This window comes from Phenylobacterium sp., from assembly GCF_036563285.1.
Taxonomy (GTDB): domain Bacteria; phylum Pseudomonadota; class Alphaproteobacteria; order Caulobacterales; family Caulobacteraceae; genus Phenylobacterium.
Genome location: NZ_DATCMR010000002.1, coordinates 366,708 through 376,315 on the forward strand (window position 1 = coordinate 366,708; position 9,608 = coordinate 376,315).

Annotated in this window: 13 protein-coding genes; all 13 read left to right on the forward strand. The window is 68.0% G+C overall.

Going from position 1 to position 9,608, the window contains the following annotated elements; translation table 11 throughout:
* Positions 1-113: 113 nt before the first annotated feature.
* Positions 114-491 (forward strand): NADH-quinone oxidoreductase subunit A, encoded by a 378-nt coding sequence (locus tag VIL76_RS02025; RefSeq protein ID WP_332043307.1) that lies wholly within the window; start codon positions 114-116, stop codon positions 489-491.
* Positions 461-1,042: an NADH-quinone oxidoreductase subunit B family protein gene (locus VIL76_RS02030; RefSeq protein ID WP_332043308.1), complete on the forward strand. Its 582-nt coding sequence runs from the start codon at positions 461-463 to the stop codon at positions 1,040-1,042. Before VIL76_RS02025 ends, VIL76_RS02030 begins: the two co-directional genes overlap by 31 nt.
* Positions 1,039-1,671, forward strand: a complete 633-nt coding sequence (locus VIL76_RS02035) for an NADH-quinone oxidoreductase subunit C (protein ID WP_332043309.1) — start codon at positions 1,039-1,041, stop codon at positions 1,669-1,671. The genes VIL76_RS02030 and VIL76_RS02035 overlap by 4 nt, the downstream gene beginning before the upstream one ends.
* Positions 1,671-2,069, forward strand: coding sequence for a hypothetical protein (locus VIL76_RS02040; RefSeq protein WP_332043310.1), 399 nt, complete (start codon positions 1,671-1,673; stop codon positions 2,067-2,069). The genes VIL76_RS02035 and VIL76_RS02040 overlap by 1 nt, the downstream gene beginning before the upstream one ends.
* A complete protein-coding gene (locus VIL76_RS02045; RefSeq protein ID WP_332043311.1) occupies positions 2,066-3,301 on the forward strand; it encodes an NADH-quinone oxidoreductase subunit D in 1,236 nt (411 codons plus the stop codon). Before VIL76_RS02040 ends, VIL76_RS02045 begins: the two co-directional genes overlap by 4 nt.
* Positions 3,298-3,648 (forward strand): nuclear transport factor 2 family protein, encoded by a 351-nt coding sequence (locus VIL76_RS02050; RefSeq protein WP_332043312.1) that lies wholly within the window; start codon positions 3,298-3,300, stop codon positions 3,646-3,648. Before VIL76_RS02045 ends, VIL76_RS02050 begins: the two co-directional genes overlap by 4 nt.
* A 7-nt stretch (positions 3,649-3,655) precedes the next feature.
* On the forward strand, positions 3,656-4,330 hold the full coding sequence (gene nuoE / locus VIL76_RS02055; RefSeq protein WP_332043313.1) for an NADH-quinone oxidoreductase subunit NuoE: 675 nt from the start codon (positions 3,656-3,658) through the stop codon (positions 4,328-4,330).
* A complete protein-coding gene (locus tag VIL76_RS02060) occupies positions 4,327-4,539 on the forward strand; it encodes a hypothetical protein (protein ID WP_332043314.1) in 213 nt (70 codons plus the stop codon). Before nuoE ends, VIL76_RS02060 begins: the two co-directional genes overlap by 4 nt.
* A gap of 6 nt (positions 4,540-4,545) precedes the next feature.
* Positions 4,546-5,859, forward strand: a complete 1,314-nt coding sequence (gene nuoF, locus VIL76_RS02065; protein WP_332043315.1) for an NADH-quinone oxidoreductase subunit NuoF — start codon at positions 4,546-4,548, stop codon at positions 5,857-5,859.
* Positions 5,860-5,864: 5 nt separating this feature from the next.
* Positions 5,865-7,910: an NADH-quinone oxidoreductase subunit NuoG gene (nuoG, locus tag VIL76_RS02070; RefSeq protein WP_332043316.1), complete on the forward strand. Its 2,046-nt coding sequence runs from the start codon at positions 5,865-5,867 to the stop codon at positions 7,908-7,910.
* 3 nt (positions 7,911-7,913) lie between these two features.
* Positions 7,914-9,005 carry an NADH-quinone oxidoreductase subunit NuoH gene (nuoH, locus tag VIL76_RS02075; RefSeq protein ID WP_332043317.1) on the forward strand — a complete coding sequence of 364 codons (1,092 nt, stop codon included), beginning with the start codon at positions 7,914-7,916 and terminating at the stop codon, positions 9,003-9,005.
* Positions 9,002-9,190 carry a hypothetical protein gene (locus VIL76_RS02080; RefSeq protein WP_332043318.1) on the forward strand — a complete coding sequence of 63 codons (189 nt, stop codon included), beginning with the start codon at positions 9,002-9,004 and terminating at the stop codon, positions 9,188-9,190. The genes nuoH and VIL76_RS02080 overlap by 4 nt, the downstream gene beginning before the upstream one ends.
* A 1-nt stretch (position 9,191) precedes the next feature.
* Positions 9,192-9,608, forward strand: a 417-nt coding sequence (gene nuoI, locus VIL76_RS02085; RefSeq protein WP_332043319.1) for an NADH-quinone oxidoreductase subunit NuoI, incomplete at its 3' end; no start/stop codon positions are given.

Sequence of the window (9,608 nt, forward strand, 5' to 3'; positions counted from 1 at the left end):
TCTTTTGAGGGCCTGAAAAGACCGAACAATGTGAGGTTTCCGCAGGCGCGAAAGCCCCGTTTGAATCGCCCGCGGGGCTGGTCTAGAAGGGCGCCCGACTCCCCGAGGACTCAATGAACGCGTTCCTATTGCAGTACCTCCCCATCGTGATCTTCCTGGGGATCGCGGCGGGGCTGGGTATCGCCTTCCTGCTGGCGGCCGCCGTCTTCGCGCCCAAGGCGCCGGATCCGGAGAAGCTCAGCTCGTACGAGTGCGGCTTCAACGCCTTCGACGACGCCCGCATGAAGTTCGACGTGCGCTTCTACCTGGTCTCCATCCTGTTCATCATCTTCGACCTGGAAGTGGCCTTCCTGTTCCCCTGGGCGGTGACGCTGATGAAGCTCCCGCCGGAGACCGCCCAGTTCGCCTTCTGGTCGATGATGACCTTCCTGGGCGTCCTGACCGTCGGGTTCATCTACGAGTGGAAGAAGGGGGCCCTGGAATGGGAGTGATCGTTCCCGCCGGGGAAGCCGGCCGCACCACGGTCCAGGGCTACGACCCCCACAAGCACGACCCGTTCTTCGACGGCGTCTCGCAGCAGCTGGCCGACAAGGGCTTCGTCACCGCCGCGGCCGACGACCTGATCACCTGGGCGCGCACGGGCTCGCTCATGTGGATGACCTTCGGCCTGGCCTGCTGCGCGGTCGAGATGATGCAGGCGTCAATGCCGCGCTACGACCTGGAGCGCTACGGTTTCGCGCCGCGCGCCAGCCCGCGCCAGTCGGACGTGATGATCGTGGCCGGCACCCTGGTGAACAAGATGGCTCCGGCTCTGCGCAAGGTCTACGACCAGATGCCGGAGCCCCGCTACGTGATCTCGATGGGGAGCTGCGCCAACGGCGGCGGCTACTACTACTTCAGCTATTCGACCGTGCGCGGCTGCGACCGGATCGTGCCGGTGGACGTCTACGTCCCCGGCTGCCCGCCGACCGCCGAGGCGCTTGTCTACGGCGTGCTGCAGCTGCAGAAGAAGATCCGCCGGACCGGGACCATCGTGCGATGAGCTGGCCCGCGACCTATCCCGAGCTCGAGGCGCTTGGCCGCGAGATCGTGGCCAATGGGGCAGGGGCGTTCACCTCCTCCGTAGTGGCCTACGGCGACCTCACGCTCACCGCCCAGATGCCGCGCATCGTGGAAGCGCTGACGATCCTGCGCGACCAGCACGGCTTCCACCAGCTGATCGACCTCTGCGGCGTAGACTACCCGGAGCGCGAGCGGCGCTTCGACGTGGTCTACCACCTGCTCTCCATGACCAAGAACCGGCGCGTCCGGCTGAAGGTCGAGACCGACGAGGACATGCCCGTGCCGTCGGTCGTGGACGTGTTCCCGAACGCCGACTGGTACGAGCGCGAAGCGTTCGACATGTACGGCATCTTCTTCGAGGGCCACCCGGACCTGCGCCGCATCCTCACCGACTACGGCTTCCACGGCCATCCGCTGCGGAAGGACTTCCCGATGACCGGCTACGTGGAGGTCCGCTACGACGAGGAGCTGAAGCGGGTGGTCTACGAGCCCGTGAAGGCCGTCGAGTGGCGCAACTGGGACTTCCTCTCCCCCTGGGAAGGCATTGAGAAGGGCTACGCCCCGATCCCCGGCGACGAGAAGGCGCTGGGCGAAAGGGAGACCAAGTGATGTCGCCCTCCGAGCAGCTGAAACAGCTCCCCGGCTACCTGGCCTTCAACGCCGGCGTGATCTTCCTGATCGGCCTGGCCAGCAGCCTGATGTCCGCCGAAGCCGGGATCGACGCCGCCCAGCTCAAGACGGTGGGCTTCGCCGTGCTGCTGGCGGTGCTGGCCGTGGCGGCCGGGTTCGCCTCCGTCGCCCGCGTCGAGTTCGCCAGGCGCGAGGGCCGCCGGTTCTCCGCGATCTGGATCGGCCCGGCCGCGCTCGTGGGCTTGCCGCTGGCGCGTGCGGTCGTCGCCGGCGCCTTCCGCACCCCCGACTACGTGATCGCGGCCGCAGGCCTGGCCGCGGGCCTCGCCGGCATGGCCTGGCTGGCGCTGAAGGCCCGCTCGGAGGCCCGCGCATGACCGGCCAGAACACGCCTGCCGTGGAGACCCATACCGAGGTCGGCCACACGCCCGAGACCCCGGTGCGGAAGTTCAACATCAACTTCGGCCCCCAGCACCCGGCGGCCCACGGCGTGCTGCGCCTGGTGCTGGAGCTGGACGGCGAGGTTGTCGAACGGGTCGACCCGCACATCGGCCTGCTGCACCGCGGCACCGAGAAGTTGATCGAGGCGCGGCCCTACGCCCAGACGATCCCCTACATGGACCGGCTGGACTATGTGGCGCCGATGAACCAGGAGCACGCCTACTGCCTGGCCATCGAGAAGCTGATCGGCGTCGAGGTCCCGTATCGCGGCCTGCTGATCCGCACGCTCTACGACGAGATCGGCCGCATCCTGAACCACCTGCTCAACGTCACCACCCAGGCGATGGACGTGGGCGCGCTCACCCCGCCGCTGTGGGGCTTCGAAGAGCGCGAGAAGCTGATGGTGTTCTACGAGCGCGCCTCGGGCGCCCGCCTGCACGCCAACTACTACCGCGTCGGCGGCGTGCGGCAGGACCTGCCGGAAGCGCTGGTGCGCGACATCTCCGACTGGTGCGACCATTTCCCGAAGGTGCTCGACGACATCGAGGGCCTGATCACCGACAACCGCATCTTCAAGCAGCGCAACGTCGACATCGGCAAGGTGACGGCGGAGGAGGCGCTGGCCTGGGGTTTCTCCGGCGTCATGGTGCGCGGCTCCGGCATCGCCTGGGACCTGCGCCGCAGCCAGCCCTACGCCGTCTACAACGAGCTGGAGTTCGACATTCCGCTCGGCGTCAACGGCGACTGCTACGACCGCTACCTCTGCCGCATGCAGGAGATGCGGGAGTCCACCAAGATCATGAAGCAGTGCTGCGAGCGGCTGATGAAGTCGCCCGGCCCGGTGCTCTCCGAGGACAACAAGGTGTCGCCGCCCCGGCGGGGCGAGATGAAGCGGTCGATGGAGGCCCTCATCCACCACTTCAAGCTATACACCGAGGGCTATCGCACGCCGCCGGGCGAGATCTACGCCTGCGTCGAGGCGCCGAAGGGCGAGTTCGGCGTCTACCTGGTGAGCGACGGCACCAACAAGCCGTATCGCCTGAAGATCCGCGCGCCGGGCTATCCGCACCTCCAGGCCATGGACTGGATGAACCGCGGCCACATGCTGGCCGACGTCTCCGCCATCCTGGGCTCGCTCGACATCGTGTTCGGGGAGATCGACCGGTGAGCGTGGCCGAGCTTCTCAGGCCGGCGCACGTCGCCCAGGGTCAGCTGGACGCCTACAACGTCCAAGACCTCGACGCCTTCTGCGCCTTCTATGCGCCCGACGTGGTGGTGGCCGAGCTGAACGGCCCCGTCACCATGCGCGGCCGCGAGGAGTTCCGCGCCAAGTACGCCGGGATCTTCGCCCAGAACCCGACCAACCGCGCCGAGCTGGTCGGCCGCGTCGTCATCGGGAACCGGGTGATCGACCACGAGCGGGTGACCCGCACGGCCGGCGGCGAGAGCTTCGACGTGGCCGCCATCTACACCATCGCGGACGGCCTGATCGTCCGCGTCGATTTCGTGAAGTGAGGAGAGCTTGAGCGTCCGCCGCCTTTCCGCAAACCAGCCGGCCTCCTTCGAGTTCGCCCCCGCGACGCTCAAGGAAGCCAAGCGCTGGATGGCCAACTTCCCGCCGGGCCGGCAGCAATCGGCGGTGATCGCCATCCTGTGGCTGGTGCAGAAGCAGGAAGGCTGGGTTTCCGAGCCAGCCATCCGCGCCGTCGCCGAGCTGTTGGGCATGCCGGTCATCCGGGTGCTCGAGATCGCCACCTTCTACACCATGTTCATGCTGGAGCCGGTCGGCACGCACGCGCTGGTGCAGGTCTGCGGCACGACGCCGTGCCAGGTGCGCGGCGCGGGCGAGCTGATCGCGGTCTGCCAACGCAAGTTCGGCTCGCGGGACCACCGGACGGCTGACGGCAAGTTCTACTGGCAGGAAGTGGAATGCCTGGGCGCCTGCTCGAACGCGCCCATGGCCGCCATTAACGATTACTACTACGAGGACCTCGACGCCGAGAGCTTCGAGAAGCTGCTCGACGACTTCGCCGCGGGCAAGAAGCCGAAGCCGGGCTCGCTGCGTGGCCGCCAGGGCTCGGCGCCGGAAGGCGGGCCGCTGACGCTCACCGATCCGAAGCTCTACGACGGCTCGCTCGGCAAGCCGGTGAAGATCCCGAACCTGCCGCCGAAGGGCAGGAAGAAGGAGCCGGCGTGACCCTCGACCTCAACCAGGCCCGGCAGCGCCTCTACGTGATGCTGGCGCTCGATCTCGTGCTGATGCTGATCGCGGTCGGCTTCGCGGTCGCGCACTTCGTATACGGCGTCGGATGGGCGCTGTGGGCCTTCTTCGGATTCGTCGCCGCGGCCTTCGCCGTCCAACTCTGGTTCGTCCGCGGCATCGGCCGCATGGGCAAGGGAGAATAGACCGCCGTGCCCGGCTTGCTCGCTGACAAGGACCGCATCTTCCTGAACCTCTACGGGGTCCACGACTGGGGCCTCGAGGGCGCGCGCCGCCGCGGCGCGTGGAACGGGACCGTCGACATCGTCGCCCAGACGCCCGAGTGGATCTGCGACCAGATCAAGGCCTCGGGCCTGCGCGGTCGGGGCGGGGCGGGCTTCGCCACCGGCCTGAAGTGGACCTTCATGCCCAAGCAGGAGAGCGAGCGGCCGCATTTCCTGCTGGTCAACGCCGACGAGTCCGAGCCGGGCGCGTGCAAGGACCGCGAGATCCTGCGCAACGATCCGCACCTGCTGATCGAAGGCTGCGTGATCGCCTGCAAGGCCATGCGGGCGCACACCGCCTACATCTACATCCGCGGTGAGTACGTCTTCGAGCGCGAGCGGCTGCTGGCGGCCATCAAGCAGGCCTATGACGCCAAGCTGATCGGGCCCGGCAACATCCACGGCTGGGACGTGGACGTGCGCGTCACCCACGGCGGCGGCGCCTACATCTGCGGCGACGAGACCGCCCTGATGGAGAGTTTCGAGGGCAAGAAGGGCCAGCCCCGCCTGAAGCCTCCGTTCCCGGCCGGCGCCGGCATCTACGGCTGCCCCACCACCGTCAACAACGTCGAGACCATCGCCGTCGTCGGCACCATCCTGCGCCGAGGCGCGGAGTGGTTCGCGGGCTTCGGCACAGAGAAGTCCACCGGCACCAAGCTGTTCGCCGGCTCGGGGCACCTCAACAAGCCCTGCGTGGTCGAGGACGCCGTGGGAATCCCGATCCGCCAGCTCATCGAGGAGCACATGGGCGGCGTGCGCGGCGGCTGGGGCAACCTGAAGGCGGTGATCCCGGGCGGCATCAGCGTGCGCATGATCCCGGCCGAGGAGGCCGAGGTCGCCGTGATGACCTACGAAGACCTGCAGGCGCGCGGGTCTGGCTTGGGCACCGGCACCATGATCGTGTTCGACAAGGACGCCGACCTGGTGAAGGCCATCGCGCGGGCCAGCTACTTCTACAAGCACGAGAGCTGCGGCCAGTGCACGCCGTGCCGCGAAGGCACCGGCTGGATGTGGCGGGTCATGGAGCGGATGGTCACCGGCGAGGCGGAGATGTCCGAGATCGACCTGCTGCTGGACGTGGCGTCCCAGGTCGAGGGCCACACCATCTGCGGGCTCGGGGACGCGGCCGCCTGGCCGATCCAGGGCCTCTTCCGTCACTTCCGCCACGAGGTGGAGGAACGCATCAACGCCTACCGGGCGAACCGCGGGTCGTACCCCGGCGCCTCGATCGCGGCGGAGTAACCGGCATGCCTATCGCCAAGGTCGACGGGGTCGAGGTCGAGTTCGAACCGGGGATGAACGTGCTCCAGGTCTGCGAGCTCGCCGGCAAGGAGATCCCCCGCTTCTGCTACCACGAGCGCCTGAGCATCGCCGGCAACTGCCGGATGTGCCTGGTCGAGGTGAAGCCCGGCCCGCCAAAGCCGCAGGCCTCCTGCGCCCTGCCGGCCGCGGAAGGCCAGGAGATCTTCACCGACACGCCGATGGTGAAGAAGGCGCGCCACGGGGTGATGGAGTTCCTGCTCATCAACCATCCGCTGGACTGCCCGATCTGCGACCAGGGCGGCGAGTGCGACCTGCAGGACCAAGCCATCGGTTACGGCCGCGACGACAGCCGCTATGCGGAGAATAAGCGGGCCGTCGAAGAAAAGTACATGGGGCCGCTCATCAAGACGGTGATGACGCGCTGCATCCAGTGCACCCGCTGCGTGCGGTTCATCACCGAGGTGGCCGGCGTGCCGGAGATTGGTCTCATCTCTCGCGGCGAAGACGTTGAAATCACGACCTATCTCGACAAGGCGGTGGCCTCCGAACTGAGCGCCAACGTCATCGACCTGTGCCCGGTCGGCGCGCTCACCCACAAGCCGTGGGCCTTCAACTACCGCCCATGGGAGCTGAAGAAGACCGAGACCGTCGATGTCATGGACGCCCTGGGCGCCGCGATCCGCGTCGACAGCCGCGGGCCGGCGGTGCTGCGCGTGCTGCCGCGGGTCAACGAGGACATCAACGAGGAGTGGATCTCCGACAAGACCCGCTACGCGGTCGACGGCCTGTCGCGCCAGCGGCTGGACCGGCCCTACATCCGCGAAGGCGGCAAGCTGCGCGCCGCCACCTGGAACGAGGCGCTCGACACGGTGGCCGCCACGCTGCGGGGCGCGAAGCCGGACCGCATTGGCGTCATCGCCGGCGACCTGCAGGACGCGGAGTCCATGAAGGCCGCGCTCGACCTTTTCGGCGGGATGGGCGTCACTAGCCTCGACTGCCGCCAGGACGGCATGGCGCTGGGCGACGGGCCCCGCGCCAGCTGGCTGTTCAACTCGACCATCGCCGGCATCGAAGAGGCCGACGTGGTCCTGTTGGTGGGCTCCAACCCGCGCCTCGAGGCGCCGGTGCTGAATGCCCGCCTGCGCAAGCGCTGGCTGAACGGGGCGCTGAAGGTGGGCGTCATCGGCGAGCAGGCCGACCTGACCTATCCGTACGAGTACCTGGGCGCAGGGGCCTCCTCGCTCACCGGCCTGTCGCGTCAGCGCAACGACTTCATGAAGGCGCTGAAGGAGGCCAAGGCCCCCGCCATCGTGGTGGGAGCCGGCGCGCTCACCCGCGCCGATGGCGCCGCGGTCCTGAAGGCGGCGGCCGCCGTCGCCAAGGCGTTCGGCATGAGCTGGAACGTCCTCCACACGGCCGCCAGCCGGGTGGGAGGCCTCGACCTCGGCTTCACGCCGAAGGCGGGCGGCCGCAGCGCGCGCGAGCTGGTCGCCAAGGGCGGGGCCGACGTCCTCTTCCTTATGGGCGCCGACGAGATCCCGCTCAGCGCCACCAAGGCCTTTGTCGTCTACATGGGCACGCACGGCGACGCCGGCGCGCACCGCGCCGACGTGATCCTGCCCGGCGCGGCCTACACCGAGAAGAACGGCATCTACGTCAACACCGAGGGGCGCGTGCAACTCGGCGTCCGCGCCGTCTTCCCGAAGGGCGAGGCGCGCGAGGACTGGGCGATCCTGCGGGCTCTGTCCGAACGGCTCGGCCAGACCCTGCCCTACGACAGCCTGGACCAGCTCCGCGCGAAGCTCTTCGCCGACCATCCCACCTTCGGCCGCATCGACTATGTCGAGGGCCTGGCGGGCGCCGCGGGCCTCGACCTGGGCGCGCTCGGCGCCGGGGGCGACCTCGGCGAGGAGCCGTTCGCCAGCCCGATCAAGAGCTTCTACCTCACTAACGCCATCGCGCGCGCCAGCGTGACGATGGCCGAGTGCGCGGCCCTGGCCTCGGGCGCCACGAAGATCGCGGCGGAGTAGGGCATGGCGAGCACCAACTTCTGGGCCACGCCGGGCGGCTGGACCTTGATCACCGTCGGCCAAATCCTGGCCGTGATGATCTGGATCCTGCTGTCGCTGGCCTTCCTGCTGCTGGCCGACCGCAAGATCTGGGCGGGCGTGCAGATGCGCAAAGGCCCCAACGTGGTGGGCCCCTTCGGCCTGCTGCAGTCCTTCGCCGACTTCCTGAAGTTCGTGCTGAAGGAGATCGTCGTCCCCTCCGGCGCCGACAAGGCGGTCTTCCTGCTGGCGCCGCTGATCGCCTTCACACTGGGCTTTGGCGCCTGGGCGGTGATCCCGCTGGCGCCTGGCTGGGTGGTCTCCGACATCAACGTCGGGATCCTCTACCTGTTCGCCATCAGCTCGCTCGGCGTCTACGGCATCATCATGGGCGGCTGGGCGTCCAACTCGAAGTACCCGTTCCTGGGATCGCTCCGCTCCGCCGCGCAGATGGTCTCCTACGAGGTCTCCATCGGCTTCATCATCGTCGCCGTCATCGTGCTCGCCGGCACCATGAACCTGCAGGAGATCGTGGCCAGCCAGTCCGGAGGCTTCTGGAACTGGTACGTGTTCGGCGGGCCCGGGGGCTTCGAGAAGCTGCCGCTGCTCATCTTCATGCTGCCGCTGTCGGTGATCTTCTTCATCTCCGGGCTGGCCGAGACCAACCGCCCGCCCTTCGACCTGCCAGAAGCCGAGTCCGAGCTCGTGGCGGGCTACGCCGTCGAGTACTCGTCCACGCCCTACCTGCTTTTCCAGATCGGCGAGTACGCCAACATCGTGCTGATCTGCGCCATGACCACCATCCTCTTCTTCGGGGGCTGGACGGCGCCGTTCCCCACCGACTTCGCGGAGAGCTGGGACCCCACGCTGTTCAGCTTCTTCAGCTTCATGTGGTTCTTCCTGAAGGTCGTCTTCTTCTTCTTCCTGGTCGCCATGGCCAAGGCGATCGTGCCCCGCTACCGCTACGACCAGCTGATGCGGCTGGGCTGGAAGGTCTTCCTGCCGTTCTCCCTGATCGCGATCTTCGCGGTCTCCGCCTGGGCGCTGTTCGTGCTGAAGCCGGCGGCCATGGCATGAGGGCGCTCCTGGCCATCGCGGCGATCGCGCTCGGCGCCTGTGTGGGCGGCCGCGACCTCGGCTACGCGACCTATGACGCGCTGGCCCAGGCCCAGCGCGAATGCGCCGCCAAGGGCGGCGTCCTGAAGCAGAAACCAGAAAGCAACGCAGCGCGCATCGACAGCTTCGCCTGCGAGAGGAAGTGACATGCTGAACCGCATCGGTCAGGCGATGAAGGGCGCGATGCTGGCGGACTTCGCCGGCGCCTTCGGCCTAGCCATGAAGTACATGCTGAAGCCCAAGGCGACCGTGCAGTACCCGCACGAGCGCAACCCGCAGAGCCCGAGGTTCCGCGGCGAGCACGCCCTGCGCCGTTACCCCAACGGGGAAGAGCGCTGCATCGCCTGCAAGCTCTGCGAGGCGGTGTGCCCGGCCCAGGCGATCACCATCGAGGCCGAGCCGCGCGCCGACGGCAGCCGCCGCACGACCCGCTACGACATCGACATGGTCAAGTGCATCTACTGCGGCCTGTGCCAGGAGGCCTGCCCGGTGGACGCCATCGTGGAAGGCCCGAACCTGGAGTTCGCCGTCGAGACCCGCGAGGAGCTCTACTACGACAAGGAG

What these genes read in the sequence shown, in the direction of transcription:
- VIL76_RS02025 (WP_332043307.1), top strand. Translation starts at nt 114, where the DNA reads ATGAACGCGTTCCTATTGCAGTACCTCCCCATCGTGATCTTCCTGGGG.
- VIL76_RS02035 (WP_332043309.1), top strand. Translation starts at nt 1,039, where the DNA reads ATGAGCTGGCCCGCGACCTATCCCGAGCTCGAGGCGCTTGGCCGCGAG.
- VIL76_RS02040 (WP_332043310.1), top strand. Translation starts at nt 1,671, where the DNA reads ATGTCGCCCTCCGAGCAGCTGAAACAGCTCCCCGGCTACCTGGCCTTC.
- VIL76_RS02045 (WP_332043311.1), top strand. Translation starts at nt 2,066, where the DNA reads ATGACCGGCCAGAACACGCCTGCCGTGGAGACCCATACCGAGGTCGGC.
- nuoG (WP_332043316.1), top strand. Translation starts at nt 5,865, where the DNA reads ATGCCTATCGCCAAGGTCGACGGGGTCGAGGTCGAGTTCGAACCGGGG.
- nuoH (WP_332043317.1), top strand. Translation starts at nt 7,914, where the DNA reads ATGGCGAGCACCAACTTCTGGGCCACGCCGGGCGGCTGGACCTTGATC.
- VIL76_RS02080 (WP_332043318.1), top strand. Translation starts at nt 9,002, where the DNA reads ATGAGGGCGCTCCTGGCCATCGCGGCGATCGCGCTCGGCGCCTGTGTG.